This window comes from Humidesulfovibrio mexicanus (assembly GCF_900188225.1).
In the GTDB taxonomy this organism is placed as follows: Bacteria; Desulfobacterota; Desulfovibrionia; order Desulfovibrionales; family Desulfovibrionaceae; genus Humidesulfovibrio; species Humidesulfovibrio mexicanus.
On record NZ_FZOC01000001.1, the window covers coordinates 292969 to 310585 of the forward strand.

Here is a 17617-nt window from a genome sequence, read left to right on the forward strand (position 1 = left end):
AAACCCACCAGCACGAGGGATAGACTTTGCTGAACGTCAAAGAAATGCTTGAAGAATTGAAAGCCTCGCCCTACGAGGAAATCGAGATACGCGCCCCGCACACAGGCGTGGTCACCTTTGTCGGCCTCAAAGCGGGCGATCGCGTGGTCGGTCCTACCGGCAAATGGGCTGAAAAGCCGGGCACGCTTCTGGCCAACCTGACCCGGGAAAAGAACAAGAAGAACATCTGCGCCACACAAAAGGGCGCGGTGACGGACATCGCCCTCAACCTCGAAGGGACGTTCGTCGAGGCCGGTGAACGCCTGCTCACCCTCCGCCATTTTCTGTCCAAGGAAGAGGTCATCGGCAGGATCCTCAAAAAAGCCCTGCACCTCTTCTGCGCACAAGAACGCGCAAAGTACTATTTCGTTCCCGAAATCGACGCCAAGATCAAGGCCGGGGGCGAGCAAAGCGTCAAGGTGCGCGAGGGGCTGGAAATGTTCATCGTCTCGCGCATGAAGCGCGAAACCCCCCTCGCCTATTCCGGGCCGGAAGGCATCATCTACGCCGTGTATTTCCAACAGGGCGACAACGTGGACGGCGGCCAGCCCCTTATCGGCGTGTGCCAGGAATCCCAGCTCCCCCTCATCCAGGACGTGGTGAGCCGCGTTCAGGGCGAGTGGGAGGAGCAGGACTAGCCATGGGCCGCACCCTGCAGGTGCGCCTGAGCGCCTGGACCTTCGACCCTGCGGAGGTGGAAAAGCGCTGGCCCAGGCTCGTGGCGCTCGGCTTCAGCCCGCCCACGCTGCTTGAGCAGGAGCGCGGTGTGCTTGAACTGGTGGACAACCTCGCCGACAGGCTTGAAATGGGCGTTTTGCCCGAACCGGCGCAAACGACCATCGCGACCGCCGTCAAGCGCGCGGCAGCCGCACGGCAGCGCCTTTCCAACGCCCTGGCCGACTGGAAGCCGGGGGAAGCCAACACGGCCACCGACGACATCGAGGAAGCCCTGGACGAAGCCGAGCAGGACGCCCGCAAACTCAAACACGTGCCTGGACTGGACTAGGCGGCGCGTGCTATCCCTTATCCGCGAAACGATCACCCCCACCAAGGAGCGCACACATGGCTGGCAGCTTGAATAAAGTTATTCTTGTCGGGCACCTGGGTCAGGACCCGAAAATTTCGTACACCCAGTCGGGCCAGCCCGTGGCCAACCTGCGCATGGCCACAAGCGAACGTTTCAAAGACAAGTCCGGCCAGTGGACCGACCGCACCGAATGGCACACCGTGGTGGCCTGGGGCAAGGACGCGGAGTTCTGCGGCAACTACCTGGGCAAGGGCGCCCTTGTCATGATCGAGGGCCGTCTGCAAACCCGCAAATGGCAGGACAAGGACGGCCAGGACCGCTACTCCACCGAGGTCGTGGCCAACCGCGTGCAGTCCCTTGGCAGCAGGGCCCAAGGCGAAGGCGGAGGCCCCAGCGGTCTGCGCCCGCAAGGCGGAATGCAGCCCCAGGGTGGGCAGAACGCCCAGCGCGGCGGCCAGCAGCAGCGCAACGCCCAACCCTATCCCGACGACGAGGATCTCGGTCCGGCCTTCCCCTCCGAAGCCAGCGGCATGGACGACGTGCCGTTCTAGAGGAGAGAATAGGTGGCGCGAAGCCTCTGGCCTGCGGAACGCGATAGAAGGCGGAGCGTTCTGCCCGTGTATGCCTCCGGCGGCCAAGGGGCCTTCCCGGCCCCTTGGAACCCCGGAAGGGGAAGGCAGAGGATGCGCGGTGCCCCCTTTGTGCGGGTCCAGGGGGTGAAGCCCCGTGTCTGTGGAGCTCGAAACAAGCAAAGCGCTCTCCCTGCACCTCGTACGCAATTGCACGTCTCCTCGTTGACTGCCGCAAGCGGCTCCTGTACCTTTCAAGTCACCAGCCACGCCACAAAGACGTGGACGGAATGCACAAGGAAGCATTGATGTCCGCCACAGCAGCACTGTTTGACGATTTTTTCAAGGCCGAGGCCAAACTGTTTCTTCTGGCCGGCATCCGCATCGCCCTTTCCGAAGACGGCAAAGATCTGACCAGCGAAGGGATCTTCGCAGAGGACGACCTCGCCACCGCGCACATCGTGTCCAAGGACGACGCCGTCATCGCCGGACTGCCCCTTATCCCGCTCATCATGGAGTTCGCAGGCTGCGAATACCAGCACGTGCTGAACGTCGACGAAGGCGACCGGGTCGGGCCTGGCGCACTCGTGGCCGCCATCCAGGGGCCGACGCGGCACCTGCTGCGCACCGAGCGCGTGATCCTGAACTACCTCTGCCACCTGTCCGGAATCGCAACACTTGCGGCCCGCTATGTGGATGCGTTGAAGGGCTGCCGCACCACGCTGCTCGACACGCGCAAGACATTGCCAGGATTGCGCTATCCAGAAAAATACGCCGTTCTGGTGGGTGGGGCCAAGAACCACCGTCTCAACCTGTCCGAGATGCTCATGGTCAAGGACAACCACATCGACCGCGCGGGCGGCGTCGCCCCGGCAGTGGAAAAGCTGCGCGCCGCCTACGGTGCGGACTGCCCGCCCATTGAGGTGGAGTGCCGCAGTTTCGACGAGGTGGACGAAGCCGTCCGGCTCAAGGTCAGCCGCATCATGCTCGACAACATGGACCTGGACGAGCTGAGACAGGCGCTGGCCCGCGTGCCCCAAGGCATCGAGACCGAGGTCAGCGGCGGCGTGACCCTGGAGAACATCGCCGCCATCGGGGCCATCGGCCCGGATTTCGTCTCCGTTGGGCGCCTCACCCACTCCGCACCTGCCGCGGACCTAAGTATGCGCATCAGCCCCCTGTAGAGGCAAGGATGCAAACGCCAATGACCACAGCATCCGAACGCATTGAGGCCGTCCGCACACGGCTGGGCAAGCGTCTTGCCATCCTAGGCCACCACTACCAGGCCGATGCGGTCATCCGTCATGTGGACTTCCAGGGCGACAGCCTGGAGCTCTCCCGCAAGGTGGACGGCCTGGCCGCAGAGCACATCGTGTTCTGCGGTGTGTATTTCATGGCCGAAAGCGCCGTGGCCCTTGCCCGACCAGGCCAAAAGGTGCACATCCCCGATGCCAGCGCCACCTGTCCCATGGCGGAAATGGCCCCGGCCCAACACCTTGCCGACGTGCTGGACGGGCTGCGCGCCCAAGGCCGCCTTGTCATCCCACTGGCCTACGTGAACTCCAGCGCCGAGGTGAAGGCCATCTGCGGCCTGTACGGCGGCAGCGTGTGCACCAGCGCAAACGCGCGCACCATGCTTGAATGGGCGCTTACCCAGGGCGACGCCGTGCTGTTTTTGCCGGATAAGAACCTGGGGGCCAACACGGCGAATCAGTTGGGCATTGCGAAGGACGAACGCCTTGCGGTGGACATCCGCTCAGGGCACCAGCCCGCGGATCCCCAAAAGGCGGCTCGCGCCCGGCTGCTGCTCTGGCCCGGCTGCTGCGCCATCCACCACATGCTGCACACCCGGCATGTGGACGCGATGCGCGCGGCCATGCCCGGCGTGCGCGTGGTGGTGCATCCCGAATGCTCCCCGGCCGTGGTCCGCGCAGCGGACAGCGCAGGCTCCACCTCGCACATCATCCGCTACTGCGAGCAGGCCAAGCCCGGCAGCGCCATCGCCGTGGGCACTGAGGACAACCTGGTGCTGCGGCTGGCCGGGCTGCACAAGGCCCAGGGCAAGACCATCGTCCCGCTCAAACCCGGCACCCTCTGTTCCAATATGGCCAAGATCACCGAGGAACGCCTGGCGGAACTGCTGGAACGCCTGGAGACCGCCGTCCCCCTCGCCTTGCCGGACGACGTGGCCAAGCAGTCTCGCGTGGCGCTCACCAGGATGCTCGACATCTGCTCCTGACGCCTCAGGCTCGTCAAGGCGCGCGGCCCCAGGCCGACAAAGGATCGCCATGAACGACTACCGCCTCAAGACCGACGTGCTCGTCATCGGGTCCGGCATCGCCGGGTCCATCGCCGCGCTCAACCTGGCCGAATCCGGGGCTGACGTGACGCTCATCACAGCGGGCGACGATTTGTTCTCCGGCAACACACGGTTGGCGCAGGGCGGCATCGTGTTCCACTCCGGCGACGACGACCCCGGCATCCTCGAACGTGACATCCTGAACGCTGGCTGGAAGCAGAACTATCTGCGCGCCGTGCGCTACCTGTGCCACAAGGGTCCGAAAGTCCTTCAAAAAACCCTTATCGACGCCTACCATGTCCCCTTCGCCCACCGCGATTCGGACTCCTGGTACTTCACCCGCGAGGGCGGGCACAGCGTGGCGCGCATCCTTTACGCCAAGGACCACACCGGCCTCACCATCATGGAGCGCCTCACCCAGGCAGTGAGCGAAAACCCGAACATCCTCGTGCTCACCCGCCGCACGGCCATCGACCTCTTGACCACGCACCACCACGCCACCCATCTGGACTTCAAGTACAACCTCTCCAACCAGTGCGTGGGCGCCTACGTGTTCAACGAGACCCTGGGCCAAGTGGAGATCATTCTGTCGAGCTTCACCGTGCTGGCCACGGGCGGGGCCGGGCGCATCTTCCTCCACAGCACCAACTCCAAAGAAGCCATCGGCTCCGGACTGTCCATGGCGCACCGCGCCGGAGCGAAGCTGCACAACCTCGAATACGTGCAGTTCCACCCCACGGCGTACTACCAGGGCGCCAAGCGCTTCGACAGGCGCTTCCTCATCTCCGAGGCCGTGCGCGGCGAGGGGGCGCGTCTGGTGAACGCCTCTGGCGAGGCTTTTATGGCGCGCTACGACCAACGCGCCGACCTGGCACCGCGCGACATCGTGACCCGCGCCATCATGGCCGAACTGTTGCGCACCGGCGACGACTGCGTGTACCTCGACACCACCAGCGGAATGCGCGAGGACGTATCCGAACGCTTCCCGACCATTTTCGAAAAATGCCTGTCGCAAGGCCACGACATGCGGTACACGCCCATCCCCGTAGTGCCCGCGGCGCACTACTTCTGCGGCGGCATTCTGGTGGACACCCGCGGCCGCACCACCCTGGAGCGCCTGTACGCCGCAGGGGAATGCACCTGCACCGGCGTGCACGGGGCCAACCGGCTCGCCAGCACCTCGCTGCTTGAGGGAATGCTGTGGGGCTACAGCGCCGCGCAGGAGATCACCAAACGCCTAGGCGCTAAGTGGCGGCTCACCAGAAAGCTCATGGACGCCATACCGGACTGGCAGAACCCCGGCGACATCCACAACGAGGATCCGGCGCTCATCGCGCAGGACTGGGCCACCATCCGCAACACCATGTGGAACTACGTGGGCATCATCCGCTCCACCGCGCGCCTGCGCCGCGCCTTCGAAGACCTGCGCACGCTCTCCAAGAACATGCACGACTTCTACCGCCAGACGCCCATCAGCAAGCCCATCATCGACCTGTTCCACGGCTGCCAGACGGCCTACGTTGTCACCCAGGCGGCCATGAGGAACAAGACGAGTCAGGGGTGCCATTACCGGGTGGATTAGGCGGACAGCCCCCCGCTCCCCCAACGCAAAAAGCCCGCCACCGGCGAACCGGGGCGGGCTTCGTCGTTTCGACGGGGGCGGAAGCTTAGGCGGAGAGCTTGTTGATGGCGCCCTGCAGACGGGCGATGCAACGGCCGGCCTTCTTCCAGTGGATGACCTTCTTGGACGCGGCCTTGTCCAGCACGGAGCTGGCGGTGACGAGCGCCGCGGTGGCCTTCTCCGCGCTCTTCTCGGCCAGGGCCTGACGCACGGCCTTCACCACATTTTTGATGCGGGTCTTGACGGCCTTGTTACGGGCCTGGCGCTTAAGGCTCTGACGATGTCTCTTCAAGGCGGAAGTATGATTGGCCAAGGCTCTATCTCCTGATTCTTTTTTGTGTTGTTCGTTCTCGACTCCTGGTCGAGAGGGGTTGCTTAAACTCAATGGGCCGGGCTTGTCAAGCCCCTGCGCCCTGCTTCCTACACTTGCAGCGCGCCGAAGTCGGCCACGGCCTTCATCCTATCCACAAGCGTGAACAGCATGTTCAAACGGTTTTGGCGCAGGGCCGCATCCTCGGCCATCACCATCACGTTGTCGAAAAAACCGTCCACCACGGGCCGCAGTTCCAGCAGCTGCGACAGCACGCCCGCGAAGTCCCCGGCGTTCCACAGTTCCTCGAAGCGGGGCGCTGTCTCGGCCAGGGCGCGGGCAAGCTCCTTTTCCTCCGGGGCCTCCAGCAGGGCCTGGTCCACCGTGGCGGAGAGCGCCACGCCCGCCTCGGCCCCCTGCTTGCGAATGATGTTGTCCGCGCGCTTGAAGGTGAGCACGGCCTGCTCGTACTCCGCGCTGCGGCTGAAGGCGGAAAGCGCGTCGAAGCGCAGTTTGAGGGTCTTGATGTCGGTGAAGCCCGCGCCAAGGGCGGCGTCGGCCACGCGGCTGTCGCCCTCGCCGCTGGCGAACAGCGCGCGCAGGCGCTGGCCGAAGAATTCCAGCATCTTGGCATGGGCGTCCGCCGGGGCCAGCTTCCACTTCACGTTCTCATACCCGGCCTGCGCCCAGGCGAGCAAGTCATCGAGCTTGAGGTTGAGGCCGTGCTCCATGACGATGCGGCTGACGCCGAGCACCGCGCGCCGCAGCCCGTAAGGGTCTGCCGCTCCGGTGGGGATGTTGCCCAGGCCAAAGCACCCGGCCAGGGTGTCCAGCTTGTCGGCCATGGCCAAAAGCGCGCCTGGCAAGGTGGAGGGGACAGGCGAATCCGGTCCGGCGGGCAGGTACTGCTCGGCCACGGCCTGGGCCACGATCTCGCTCTCGCCCTTTTTGCGCGCGTAGATGCCGCCCATGACGCCCTGCAGGCTGTCGAACTCGTACACCATCTCGCTCATAAGGTCGGCCTTGGCCAACCGACCGGCACGCGCCATGGCCTCCGCGTCCACCCCGCAGGCCTCGCCCAGCGTGCGGCAGAGCTTCTCCAGGCGGCGGGACTTGTCGCCCATGCTGCCCAGGGGACCGAGGAACACAACGCTGTCGAGCTTGGTCAGCCAATGGTCGAGTTTGGCCTCAAGGTCGGCCTCCCAGAAGAAGCGGGCGTCCTCCAGCCTGGCCTTCAAGACGCGCTCCCAGCCCTTCTTGACCACGGCCATGTCCGTGGGCTCGATGTTCAGTGTGGTGAGAAAGAACGGCAAGAGGTTGCCGTCGGCCCCCGCCTGCGAGGAGACGATGCCGAAACTCTTTTGATGGCTCTGCATGGACGTGAGCAACACCTGCGCGGGCAGTTCCAGGTACAACCGCGCGAACTCGCCCAAAATGGGGCGCGGATATTCCACAAGGTTGGCGACTTCCAAGAGCAGGCCCTGGTCCCAGACCACGCTGCCGCCCAGGCTTGCGGCCAGCCGATCCCCCTCGCTCTTGACCAGCTCCAGACGCTCGCGGGCGTCCAGAACCACCTTGGCGTGATCGCGAATAGTGTCGAAGTAGTCGGCGGCGCTCTCCAGGGTCCAGGGGCCGGGGCCGAGCACGCGGTGGCCGTGGGTGACGCGGCCGGAGGTCAGGCCCGCTATCTCGATGGGCACCACGTCGGCGTCGAGCAGGGCCAGCACCCAACGCAGGGGGCGGCCGAAAAGGAAGTCCAGGCTGCCCCACTTCATGCGCTTGGGAAAGGACAGGGACTTGAAGGCGTTGAGACACAGGCCGGGCAGGATGTCCAGCGTCTTGCCGCCGCCGACCTTCTTGCGCGCGGCCAGATACTCGCCCTTGGGCGTCTGCTGCACGAAAAGATCGGCCTCGGCCACGCCCTGGGTCTTGGCAAAGCCCTCGCCCGCCTTGGTCAGCTTGCCGTCCGCGTAGGCAATCCGGACGGGCGGCCCGGAAATGACCTCCTCTTCCTGACGCTGGACCAAGGACAAAGCGGACACGTGCGCCACAAGCCGCCGTGGCGTTGCAAAGGCGCGTACGCCGCCATGGTCTATCCGCGCCTCGGCCAGCAGGCGCTCAAACAATTCCACGAGTTCCTCGCCCAGGCGCGGAACAAAACGCGCGGGCATCTCCTCGGTGCCAATCTCAAGAATGAATTCGGACATATATCGTCTCGCTTCCGGCTATTTGGCGGTTTCAAGCATGGGGTAGCCCAGTGTCTCGCGCTGGGCGGCATACAGGGCGGCGATGGAAGAGGCCAGGGCGCGCACACGTCCGATGTAGGCGGTGCGTTCGGTGATGGAGATGGCCCCGCGCGCATCGAGCAGGTTGAAGGTGTGCGAGCACTTGAGGCAGTAGTCATAGGCCGGCCAGGGCACCCCGGCCTCGCAGAGCTTTTTGCACTCAGCCTCGAACTTGTTGAACATGTCGAGCAGCATGGCGGCGTCGGAAAGCTCGAAGTTGTACCTGGACTGCTCCACCTCATTCTGGTGGTACACATGCCCGTAGGTCACGCGATCGTTCCACAAGAGGTCGTAGACGCTCTCCTTCTCCTGCAGATACATGGAGATGCGCTCAAGACCGTAGGTGATCTCCACGCTGGTGGGGAAGAGATCTATGCCGCCAACCTGCTGAAAATACGTGAACTGGGTCACCTCCATGCCGTTGAGCCAAACCTCCCAGCCCAGGCCCCAGGCGCCCAGCGTGGGCGACTCCCAGTCGTCCTCCACAAAGCGGATGTCGTGGGCGGCAGGGTCGATGCCCAGCGCCCGCAGGGAGTCGAGGTACAGGTCCTGCACGTTGTCGGGAGAAGGCTTCAGGATCACCTGGAATTGATAGTAGTGCTGCAGGCGGTTGGGGTTTTCGCCGTAGCGGCCGTCGGTGGGACGGCGCGAGGGCTCGACGTAGCACACGTTCCAGGGCTCCGGACCGATGACACGAAAGAAGGTGGAGGGATTGAAGGTGCCCGCGCCGCATTCAATATCAAAGGGCTGCACCATGACGCAGCCCCGGTCGGTCCAGTAGCGTTGCAGGGTCTGGATAACATTCTGGAAGTTCATACCATCTCCAAAACCTAGATTTTTCTGTATGTTCCATTTTCCCAGCGCAGCCCAAGGTGCCACGCCACAAAGCGGTCCACTACGCGAGAGAGTTCGCGACGCATCTCCGGCTCCAGCGCGAGTCTGGGCCAGTCGGCCGGTCGGCTCTGGCCGATCCATTCCAACACGCGCGCGGAGCCGGTGCTCAACGTTTCCGCAGGGCAATCACCGCAGAGGCCGCACACCAAACCACCCCGCTCCACAGAAAACGCCAAGCGCCGAGAAAATTCGCGGCCATCATCCTTAAACAAAGCAGATGCTGCGAGGCTGTCCTCATGCTCCAGCACAGGACGCCCACAGCGGACGCACAAAGACAGATCCGGCTTGAGCCCCTGCTCGAAGGTCAGCTTGGCCTTGAACAACAGCGGCAGCATTTCCGCCCCAACGCTGTGGGCCTCCAGCGTGGAAAGCGTCTCCAGGAGCAGGTCGAACACCGGCCGCGCACCATCCGGCCCCAGTTGCACGGCCTCGACAAACTTGAGGCAATGGGCCACCATTCCCAGCTTGCGCGCATCGGCCCGCAGGCCGGGGTGGGCGTGGAGCAGCACCCCCTCCTGCAACACGTTGTACGATCCCCGTCTGCTCAATTCCACACGAAACGAGGCCAGCGCCAATGGATCAAGGCAGCCGCAAAACCGTCTCCGGCTTTTGCTGCCGCCAAAGGCGAAGGCGGAGATGACCCCGCGTCCCGCGCAAAAAAGCCTCAGCCAGACATCGTTTTCCCGAAACCGGCCCACCTTGAGCACAAGGGCCTTTTCGGTGAACTCCATTCCGGCCTCCTAGCGGCCCCCGATCTCCAGCGTGGCGGTCTGTCCCCGCTGCCCCTCGTAGGGGTAGGGAGAGCCGTTGAGCCGGAAGCTCACCCCGCCCGCGTTGCCCAGCCGCACGCGCGCCAGCTTGGCAAACTCAAAGCGTCGGCTGTCGCCATCGCGGATGATGAAGGTCTTGCGGCGCTGGCCCTCGCTCACCTCCACCCAGCAAATGGAGCCGGGCTTGGCGATGACCACGAGCTCCTGCATTGCGGAAGCGGGCGTCTCTGGCGCGTTCTGCTGCTTGCGCGAAACCTCTACAGAGGACATGGGCACAGTGGGCTGGCCTTGCGTCGCCGCAGGCGCAGGCGCAACGGAAGGCTCGAAAACCGGGACAAGCGGAGCCGCACTTGCGTTGGCGTCGGGCGAAGTTGCCGCCGACGGCTCGGCAAAGGCCGCCGTATCCGTGGCGTTGACATCCGCCGCGGCAGCTTCCGTGGCGTTGCTGGCTGTGGCGTTGTCTTCCGTCGCGTTGGCCGCCACCGGAGGCTGCTGGTCCATCTCCGAACGGATGCGCTGGCACTGGTTGAAGGTCAAAACGCCGAGTCCGATCATGGCCAGCAGCAGCAGCCACGGCCACAGGCGACGAGGCTTGTCCGGCTTGGACAGCGGCGTACCGGGAGCCGACCGGCCCTCATCCTCCGCCTCGCCGCCCTTGGGGGCTTGTGGTGGAGCGGAAACGGCATCGGCGTCCGCCACATCGTTCTGGGAGACGACGCCGCGCTCTTCCGCGAGGGGTTCTGCCGAAGCCGCAGGCGTCGGACGTTGCGGAATGTAGCCGGAATCGCCATCGGACTGCTGGTCAACCACGGCCACAAGCGGCTCGGCGTCAAGCCCGACCAGACGCGCATAATTGCGCACATACCCTTTGAGGTACACGGGGTGCGGCAGCTGGCCCACTTGGCCGTCCTCAAGGGCGACAAGATTGCGCCTGCTGATCTTGGTGGCGTCCATGACATCGCGCACGGACAGGCCGCGCCGTTCGCGTTCGATCTTGAGAAGGCCTCCCAATTCCTGCAAATTCATGTGCTCGCCTCGCCTCGACCCTTGCGGGTCCTACAGGTTCCGGTATTCCACGACCGCCTTCTCACGCAGCTTCTGCATATATTCCTGGAATATCTTTTCGTATTTCGCCGCGTGCAGGGCCTGATAAATCTGTTCGCGCACAGAATCCAAAGGCAGCTGCTCGCCCTCTTTCAGGCTGAGCACCTGCAGCAGGCCGGCAAAATCCTGGACATGCACCGGCTCCGTAATCTGGCCAGGCTTCAGGCCGCCCAAGGCGGTGTTCCACTCCGGGGCCAAATCCTTCCAGGCGATGAAGCCGATGTCCCCTCCATGGCCCGTTCCGGGGCCCTGCGAGTATTTGTCCACGGCCTCGGCAAAGGTTATTTGCCCGGATTCAATGCGTTCCTTAAGCTCCTTGGCGGACATGTTGGCGGGCACAAGGATGATGGCCAGCTGGACCATGCTGTCCTTGGAGAACTCGGCCTTCCGCTGCTCGTAGGCCTGTTCCACTTCGCTATCGGTGACCACGACCTTGCTGGAAACCGCGCCGCCGATAAGGCGGTGGCGAATCATGTCGCGGCGCATGTTGCGCAAAAAGTCGTCGCGGGTCATGCGCTGGACGGCCAGCTGGCGTTTGAACTCATCGTCGGTGAGGTTCCGCTTGGTCATGAACTCCTTGACCTGCTGCTCCACCTCCTGGTCCGTCACCTTGAGCTTATAGCGGTCGGCGTCCTGCTCAATGAGTATGTCGTCAATCATCTGGTCGATGATCTTCCGGCGCAGGGTGGCGATTTGGCTGATCTCGTCGGTGCTGAGCTGTTGACCGCGGGTTTGTTCGTAAATCGGCCGCATACGCTCGTCGAGCTCGTACTTGGTGACGATCTTGCCGTTGACCACGGCGATGACCCCATCGACAACGGTATCGTCAGCCCGCGCGGAGACGCTCCAGCCGGACACGATAACAGGGGACAGGGTCAACACCAGGACCGCTGTCCGAAGCAATGCAGATGCGCGCATGACGTTCCTTTCATTCACTGTTCTACACCGGTGCAAAGCCGATGCGTCCTGGGCACCCTAGCGTGTCTCGCCGCCGCTGGCAATGTCTTGCGGATCACCATCTGCCGGCGGCTCCTCGCTTTCCGACTCCTGGGTCGGCTCCGGCGGCAAGTCCTCGTCGGGCTGCTCGTGCAGAAGCCGACGGCTCACAAGCACGACGGATCCCTCCAACGCCTTGGCCAGCCAGGCGTCGAAAGCCTGCTGCAAGCGCTGCTCCAGAAGCGCGGCCTCCACCTGCGTGTAGGCTACGGCGATGTCCTGGGTCTCCGCTGGCAGACGTTCAAGCAGCAGCAGACCCTCGAAGCCGCCGGCCCCCACGAGAATGGCTCCCGGGTTGTCGCCGCCCTTCCCGTCGCCGTGCAGCGCGTCCGCCCATGCGGGAGTGAGCAGTGCGCGAGGCACCAGCACCTCGCGCACCATGGCCTCCGGAAAGGCCTTGCGCAGCGCCTCCAGGTCCTTTTGTCGGCGGAACTGCCCCAGGGCCGCCTCCACCATCGTTCTCTCCGTGGCCCGCACCACCAGCACCCGCAGCCGATCCGGCAGCCGGTAGCTGTCCAAATGCTCGCGGTAGTGCGCCTCAACCTCACGGTAGTCCAGCCGGATGGAGGGCCTGAGCACCAGGCGCTGGAACTTCTCGATGCCGCACATGGCGCGCAGTTGCTTGCGCCACATGCGCAGGTCGACAAACTCCTCCGCCAACATCCGGTCAAAGGCGTCCTCGGGATAATCGGCACGGATGCTGGCCTCGGCCTGCTCCAGTTCCTCGTCGCTCACCTCCTGGCCCCGCTTGGCAAGCTCCTGCTTCACCAGCTCCTGAGCGATGAGTTGGCCCAGTATCTCGCCATACGCCCCGCGCAGAACACTCACGGAAGGCAGTTCGCCGGACAAGGCGTTGAAGTGCAGCTGATCGTACTGGAATTCGAGCATTTCCAAGGTAATAGGAGCGCCGTTGACGCGGGCCACAACCCCGACCTCGTCCTGCTGGGCGCGGGTGCAGCCGACAAACAGGGCCAGCAGGGCCAGCAGGGCCACGGCCGGAACAGTGCGCAGATGGCGCGGTGCGGTCATTTCGGCTCCGTTTTCAAGGGCTCGGGGCCGCCCTCCAGCAACAATTCCAGTTCGCCACGCAGGTACTCCAACCCAGCTCGAACGTCCAGGCCCTCAGGATAGCGCAGCTCCAGGCGCGTGGGCGGAAGCAGCCTGGCCTGGCGCCCGCCCTGCTCCATCCAGGCCACAAGCGTCTCCGGGGCGACGGCGCTGGGCTGCGCCCCCCAAGAGAGCAGCGCCCTGCCGGGAGACAGTTCGGCCTTTTCCACCTGCAGCCGGGAGAGCACCGTCTTGACGTGGAGCACGCCGAGGAACTGGCTTGCCGCCGTGGGCAAGGGACCAAAACGGTCCCGCAATTCGGCGGCGAGCTCATCGATCACTGCGGGGGTTCTGGCGCTGGAGAGCGCCTTATAGTAGCGCAGCCGTTCCTTGGCGTCGAGGACGTAGTCCGAGGGAAGGTGGGCCGCGAAAACAAAGGTCAGTTCTGGGTCGGTCTCCTGCCGGATGGGACCGCCGCGCACGCGCCGCACCTCCTCTTCCAGCATCTCCAGAAAGAGGTCGAGACCCACGCGGGCGATCTGCCCGCTCTGCACCTCGCCCAGAATGTTGCCCGCCCCGCGCAGCCGCAAGTCTTCCATGGCCACCTGGAAGCCCGCGCCCAGGTAGTCCAAATCCAAAATGATGCGCAGCCTGCGCTTGGATATCTCGGGCAGCCGTTCCAGACTGGGCACGACGAAAAAGGCGTAGGCCTGCCGATCGCTTCTGCCCACGCGTCCGCGCAGCTGGTACAGCTGGCCCAGACCGAACATCTGCGCCTGGTCGACAATGAGCGTGTTGGCGTTGGGGAAGTCCAGGCCGGACTCCACGATGGCCGTGCAGACCAACACGTCCAGCTCCTTGTGCCAGAAGCCGTGCATGGCGTCCTCAAGGGCGCGCTCGCTCATTTGACCATGGGCCATGCCCACGCGCGCGCCCGGCGCCAGCTTGCGCACGTACTCGGCCACCTGCTCCAGCCCTTCCACGCGGTTGTAAACCCAGAACACCTGGCCGCCACGAGCCAGCTCCCGCGAAAGCACGTTGGCCAGCAGACCGTCGTCGCGCTCCACAAGCGCGGTCTCGACCGGCTTCCGGTCCTCTGGCGGGGTCTCAATGACGGACAGTCCGCGTATGCCGGAGAGCGAAAGCTGGAGCGTGCGGGGAATGGGCGTGGCGGTCAGGGTCAGCACGTCTATGTTCTTGCGCAGAAGCTTGAGCTTCTCCTTGTGTTTCACGCCGAAGCGCTGCTCCTCGTCCAGAATGAGCAGACCAAGCCGGGGCAAATCCACATCGCCGGAAAGCAGCCTGTGCGTGCCGATGAGGATGTCCACCTCGCCGCGCGCCGCCGCCTGGATGGTGACCTTCTGGTGCTTCGGGGCCACAAAGCGCGACAGCATCCCGATGCGCACGGGGAAGCCCTCCATGCGCCGCGAAAAGGTCTGGAAGTGCTGTTCAGCGAGGACCGTTGTCGGGCACAGCAACGCAACCTGGCGGCCGTCGGCCACGGCGCGGAAGGCTGCGCGCAGGGCCACTTCGGTCTTGCCGAAGCCCACATCGCCGCACACCAGGCGGTCCATGGGCTCGGTCCCGCCCATGTCGGCGAACACGTCGTCGATGGCTTTGGCCTGGTCGGGCGTCTCCTCAAAACCGAAGGTGGCTTCGAACTCGCGGTACATCTCTCCCGGGGAGCCGTAGGAATAGCCCTTGGCCACGCGACGGAAGGCATACATCTCCACCAGATCCTGGGCGATCTTCTCAATGGCCTTGCGCGCGCGCTCGGTGCTCTTGGCCCACAGGGAGCCTCCCAGCTTGTCCAGCCGGGGGTCCATTCCCTCCGGTCCCTTGTAGCGCTGCACCAGGTTCAGCCGATCGACCGGCAGATACAGCTTGTCCTCGCCATCGAAGAAGAGCAGCAGATAGTCATTGGCCACATCACCGATTTTCAGGTGGTGCAGCCCGCCGAAGCGCGACAGGCCGTACTCGCGATGCACGATGAGATCGTCGGCCGCGAGATCGTCGTGGCGCGAAAGCCCCTCGAAGGCCTGCTTCCGGTCTGCGCGCACCTTGGGCGCTGGCGCGGGCTGAAGAATGTCCTCGGGCAGAATGGTCAGGCCGCAGCAGGAGATTTCCAGCCCGGTCTTCAGGGGCGAAAGCAGCGCGCAAATGCCTTTGCCCCCAGCCTGGAAGGAAAGCCCGACGGGAATGCCCTCCTGTTCCGCCAGACTCAGGAATTTGCGGCGCGAACGCTCCGTGTGGAAGGAAAGCGCCACCTGCGCGCCAGAGGCGCTCCAGTCCTTGAGGGCCGTTGTCAGCGCCGTCCAGGGCCTGCGGGCCTGGTCAGGCCGCCAGAACACGTCCGCAAAGCTCTGATAGCTCTTCTCCGGCAGGTCCAGGCCAAGCTTCTCCTGGCCCATGACGAGATCCTCGAAAGCGATCTGCCGCTTGCCGAGCCAGGTCTTGCGGGCGCGTTCCTCCGGCCAGCACAGGGACGCGAGAGGCCAACGCCAGCCGCCCTCCACGTGCTCGCGCTCCAGGAACGAGCGCCAAGCCGCGTGCTGGTCCTCCAGCCTGCCGCGCAGTTCCTGGGAAGAGGCCAGCACATACACCGCGTCCTGCGGCAGAAAGGCGTCCAGCGAGGTCGCCTCTGGGTAGAACAGCCCCGGCCAGATCTGCGTGTCCGCCCGTTCCAGACGCTCGGCGAGTTCGCGTTCCTCGCCGACGGGCATTTCCCCGCTGACGCGCAGCCTGCGCCACAGGTCCACGGCCTGCTCCATGCGCTGCCGGTCCAGCACGGCCGGAGCCACGGGCAACAGGGTCAATTCCTTCAGATCGGCGCGCGACCGCTGTGTGGCGGGATCAAAAAGGCGTATCTCGTCAAGGGTGTCGCCGAAAAACTCCAATCGTACCGGCAGGGGGTACCCTGCAGCGAAAACGTCCACGATGTCGCCACGGACAGCGATCTCCCCCGGGGCCGTAACCACCTGCCTGCGCACGTATCCCCAGGCCACGGCCTGGTCCAGCACAAGCTCCGGCGACATGTCCTCGCCCCTGGACAAGACAAGGCTGCACTGTTCCACTGCCTCACGCGAGGGCCAGCGCGGCAGCAGGTTGTCCACGGTAAGCAGCACAATGCGAGGTTTGCGGCCGTAAGCCAGCGCGTGCAGGGCCGCCCAGCGGGGGCCCCATTCCTCGGCCATGGGCTTTCTCGGCAGGTGCTGCGATAGGGCGATGACAGGAGAGTCGAAGGACGGCAGAAGCTCATCGGACGGCCCGGCGAACAACGCCAGCAAGGCCGAAAGCTCGCGGAACTCCCGCGCGCCGGAGGCGACCAGCACGACCTCCTGCCCCGCGGCGCGCAGACTGTGGGCAAGCAGGGCCTGGGTGCCCGGGCCGCTCTTGAACACTCGCAAAGCACCGCCCCGCCCTTTGGCAAAGGCGTCAAGTTCAGAAGGGAACTGCACGTGAAACGACTCCTGCGCCAGGGCCTTCGCCGTGGCGCTTATGGGGGTAGAAAAAGGCCGCCGCTTCGCCGGTTAGCGCGAAGGGGCGGCCGCTTGGGATACCAGACGCTTCTACAATCAGACCGCGCTCAAGGCGGCGTGCTCTTCGCTGCTCAACAGCTTGTTCAGGTCCAGCAGGATGAGCAGCCGATCCTCCAGCTTGCCGACGCCGCTGATGTACTCGGAATCAAGCCCGGACACAACAGGCGGCGGCGGCTCCACGGTGTTGGAAGGAATGCGCAGCACCTCGGAAACGGAGTCGACCACGAAACCGACCACCATGCTGTTTATCTCGATGACGATGATGCGGGTATGCTTGTCGTGGGCGCGGTCGGCCAGTTTGAACCGCCGCCTGAGGTCGATGATGGGGATGACCTTGCCGCGCAGGTTGATGACCCCTTCGACAAATTCCGGCGCGCGGGGAACGCGGGTGATCTCCATGGTGCGGATGATCTCCTGCACCTTGAGGATGTCCACGCCGAACTCCTCCTCGCCGATGCTGAAGGTGACGAGCTGGATCAAGGCATCGTCCTGGCGTCTCACATTCTCTTCCATTTCCGGCTCCTTGGTTGCGCCTTGCTCAACGCGCCGCGCACACGACGCGACACTTCTCACTGTTTTCATCTACAGCAACGCATGACGTTGTCAATGCAAATATTCCCACGCGCCCGAAGGCGGAAGCATGGCGAAGTTTGACGCCCACGCGGGAAACGGGTATCGGGTCACGAAAATCATCGGCTGTTCCGGCCGCCAACTTTACGCCAAAGGGACCAGAACCCATGGGACAATTCGCAATTTCCGAAGATTCCTTCACCCTTGAGGAGCAGATCAAGTCCCTGGGCGACGATGAACTGCTGGACTTCTGGGAGGAGACCCAGCATCTCACCCGCGTCATGAGCGCAATGCGCGACATGCCGGGCGACCTTCCCGGCGACGAGCAGCTGCACCCCGAATACGAACGCCTGATCCTGCAGGAACTGCAGGTGCGCTCCAGCCGGGGCGAGCTGCGCTAAACGCCCTGTCCCGTCACATCCGACAAAAAAGGCCGATCCTTGCGGATCGGCCTTTTGTCGTTCGTCTGGAGCGGGAAACGGGATTTGAACCCGCGACTTCAACCTTGGCAAGGTTGCACTCTACCGCTGAGTTATTCCCGCTCGTG

General features: G+C 64.4%; 16 protein-coding genes and 1 tRNA gene. 7 read left to right on the forward strand and 10 right to left on the reverse strand.

The features are described 5' to 3' along the window. Positions 1 to 26: 26 nt before the first annotated feature. From CHB73_RS01430 to nadB, 6 genes are all read left to right on the forward strand, one after another. Positions 27 to 677, forward strand: a complete 651-nt coding sequence (locus CHB73_RS01430) for a biotin attachment protein (protein WP_089271336.1) — start codon at positions 27 to 29, stop codon at positions 675 to 677. 2 nt (positions 678 to 679) lie between these two features. Further along, the gene (locus tag CHB73_RS01435; RefSeq protein WP_089271338.1) at positions 680 to 1045 is read left to right on the forward strand and encodes a hypothetical protein; all 366 of its coding nucleotides are present in this window, start codon (positions 680 to 682) and stop codon (positions 1043 to 1045) included. Positions 1046 to 1101: 56 nt separating this feature from the next. Beyond that, positions 1102 to 1617: a single-stranded DNA-binding protein gene (locus CHB73_RS01440; RefSeq protein ID WP_089271340.1), complete on the forward strand. Its 516-nt coding sequence runs from the start codon at positions 1102 to 1104 to the stop codon at positions 1615 to 1617. A gap of 326 nt (positions 1618 to 1943) precedes the next feature. Then, positions 1944 to 2819 (forward strand): carboxylating nicotinate-nucleotide diphosphorylase, encoded by an 876-nt coding sequence (gene nadC / locus CHB73_RS01445; RefSeq protein ID WP_089271342.1) that lies wholly within the window; start codon positions 1944 to 1946, stop codon positions 2817 to 2819. 8 nt (positions 2820 to 2827) lie between these two features. After that, the gene (gene nadA, locus CHB73_RS01450; RefSeq protein ID WP_089271344.1) at positions 2828 to 3874 is read left to right on the forward strand and encodes a quinolinate synthase NadA; all 1047 of its coding nucleotides are present in this window, start codon (positions 2828 to 2830) and stop codon (positions 3872 to 3874) included. Between the two features lie 49 nt (positions 3875 to 3923). Then, a complete protein-coding gene (nadB, locus tag CHB73_RS01455; RefSeq protein ID WP_089271346.1) occupies positions 3924 to 5516 on the forward strand; it encodes an L-aspartate oxidase in 1593 nt (530 codons plus the stop codon). 85 nt (positions 5517 to 5601) lie between these two features. Here the strand turns inward: nadB and rpsT are convergent, their stop codons facing one another. The 9 genes from rpsT to CHB73_RS01500 form a co-directional block, all read right to left on the reverse strand. Further along, positions 5602 to 5868, reverse strand: coding sequence for a 30S ribosomal protein S20 (rpsT, locus tag CHB73_RS01460; RefSeq protein ID WP_089271348.1), 267 nt, complete (start codon positions 5866 to 5868; stop codon positions 5602 to 5604). A gap of 107 nt (positions 5869 to 5975) precedes the next feature. Further along, on the reverse strand, positions 5976 to 8072 hold the full coding sequence (gene glyS / locus CHB73_RS01465) for a glycine--tRNA ligase subunit beta (RefSeq protein ID WP_089271350.1): 2097 nt from the start codon (positions 8070 to 8072) through the stop codon (positions 5976 to 5978). Positions 8073 to 8090: 18 nt separating this feature from the next. Beyond that, positions 8091 to 8966 (reverse strand): glycine--tRNA ligase subunit alpha, encoded by an 876-nt coding sequence (gene glyQ, locus CHB73_RS01470; protein ID WP_089271352.1) that lies wholly within the window; start codon positions 8964 to 8966, stop codon positions 8091 to 8093. Positions 8967 to 8980: 14 nt separating this feature from the next. Beyond that, positions 8981 to 9775, reverse strand: a complete 795-nt coding sequence (gene recO / locus CHB73_RS01475; protein WP_089271354.1) for a DNA repair protein RecO — start codon at positions 9773 to 9775, stop codon at positions 8981 to 8983. A 9-nt stretch (positions 9776 to 9784) separates the two neighbouring features. Then, positions 9785 to 10840, reverse strand: a complete 1056-nt coding sequence (locus tag CHB73_RS01480) for a helix-turn-helix domain-containing protein (RefSeq protein ID WP_089271356.1) — start codon at positions 10838 to 10840, stop codon at positions 9785 to 9787. Between the two features lie 30 nt (positions 10841 to 10870). Continuing rightward, positions 10871 to 11836, reverse strand: coding sequence for a SurA N-terminal domain-containing protein (locus CHB73_RS01485; RefSeq protein ID WP_089271358.1), 966 nt, complete (start codon positions 11834 to 11836; stop codon positions 10871 to 10873). A gap of 57 nt (positions 11837 to 11893) precedes the next feature. Further along, positions 11894 to 12943 (reverse strand): peptidylprolyl isomerase, encoded by a 1050-nt coding sequence (locus tag CHB73_RS01490; RefSeq protein WP_089271360.1) that lies wholly within the window; start codon positions 12941 to 12943, stop codon positions 11894 to 11896. Next, a complete protein-coding gene (mfd, locus tag CHB73_RS01495; protein ID WP_089271362.1) occupies positions 12940 to 16419 on the reverse strand; it encodes a transcription-repair coupling factor in 3480 nt (1159 codons plus the stop codon). The genes CHB73_RS01490 and mfd overlap by 4 nt, the downstream gene beginning before the upstream one ends. A 117-nt stretch (positions 16420 to 16536) precedes the next feature. Continuing rightward, positions 16537 to 17013: a chemotaxis protein CheW gene (locus CHB73_RS01500; protein WP_089271364.1), complete on the reverse strand. Its 477-nt coding sequence runs from the start codon at positions 17011 to 17013 to the stop codon at positions 16537 to 16539. Positions 17014 to 17237: 224 nt separating this feature from the next. Between CHB73_RS01500 and CHB73_RS01505 the strand changes: the two genes are divergently transcribed. Further along, positions 17238 to 17471: a hypothetical protein gene (locus tag CHB73_RS01505; RefSeq protein WP_089271366.1), complete on the forward strand. Its 234-nt coding sequence runs from the start codon at positions 17238 to 17240 to the stop codon at positions 17469 to 17471. 66 nt (positions 17472 to 17537) lie between these two features. On the opposite strand, the gene CHB73_RS01510 is transcribed toward CHB73_RS01505, so the two are convergent. Beyond that, positions 17538 to 17612: transfer RNA gene (locus tag CHB73_RS01510), tRNA-Gly, on the reverse strand. Positions 17613 to 17617: the final 5 nt, after the last annotated feature.

Bases quoted from the DNA above. Each gene is read 5' to 3' on its own strand.
- CHB73_RS01480 (WP_089271356.1), bottom strand. From the start codon at position 10,840: ATGAATTTGCAGGAATTGGGAGGCCTTCTCAAGATCGAACGCGAACGG.
- CHB73_RS01490 (WP_089271360.1), bottom strand. From the start codon at position 12,943: ATGACCGCACCGCGCCATCTGCGCACTGTTCCGGCCGTGGCCCTGCTG.
- recO (WP_089271354.1), bottom strand. From the start codon at position 9,775: ATGGAGTTCACCGAAAAGGCCCTTGTGCTCAAGGTGGGCCGGTTTCGG.
- CHB73_RS01500 (WP_089271364.1), bottom strand. From the start codon at position 17,013: ATGGAAGAGAATGTGAGACGCCAGGACGATGCCTTGATCCAGCTCGTC.
- nadA (WP_089271344.1), top strand. From the start codon at position 2,828: ATGCAAACGCCAATGACCACAGCATCCGAACGCATTGAGGCCGTCCGC.
- glyQ (WP_089271352.1), bottom strand. From the start codon at position 8,966: ATGAACTTCCAGAATGTTATCCAGACCCTGCAACGCTACTGGACCGAC.
- nadC (WP_089271342.1), top strand. From the start codon at position 1,944: ATGTCCGCCACAGCAGCACTGTTTGACGATTTTTTCAAGGCCGAGGCC.
- CHB73_RS01485 (WP_089271358.1), bottom strand. From the start codon at position 11,836: ATGCGCGCATCTGCATTGCTTCGGACAGCGGTCCTGGTGTTGACCCTG.
- CHB73_RS01505 (WP_089271366.1), top strand. From the start codon at position 17,238: ATGGGACAATTCGCAATTTCCGAAGATTCCTTCACCCTTGAGGAGCAG.
- nadB (WP_089271346.1), top strand. From the start codon at position 3,924: ATGAACGACTACCGCCTCAAGACCGACGTGCTCGTCATCGGGTCCGGC.
- glyS (WP_089271350.1), bottom strand. From the start codon at position 8,072: ATGTCCGAATTCATTCTTGAGATTGGCACCGAGGAGATGCCCGCGCGT.
- CHB73_RS01435 (WP_089271338.1), top strand. From the start codon at position 680: ATGGGCCGCACCCTGCAGGTGCGCCTGAGCGCCTGGACCTTCGACCCT.
- CHB73_RS01440 (WP_089271340.1), top strand. From the start codon at position 1,102: ATGGCTGGCAGCTTGAATAAAGTTATTCTTGTCGGGCACCTGGGTCAG.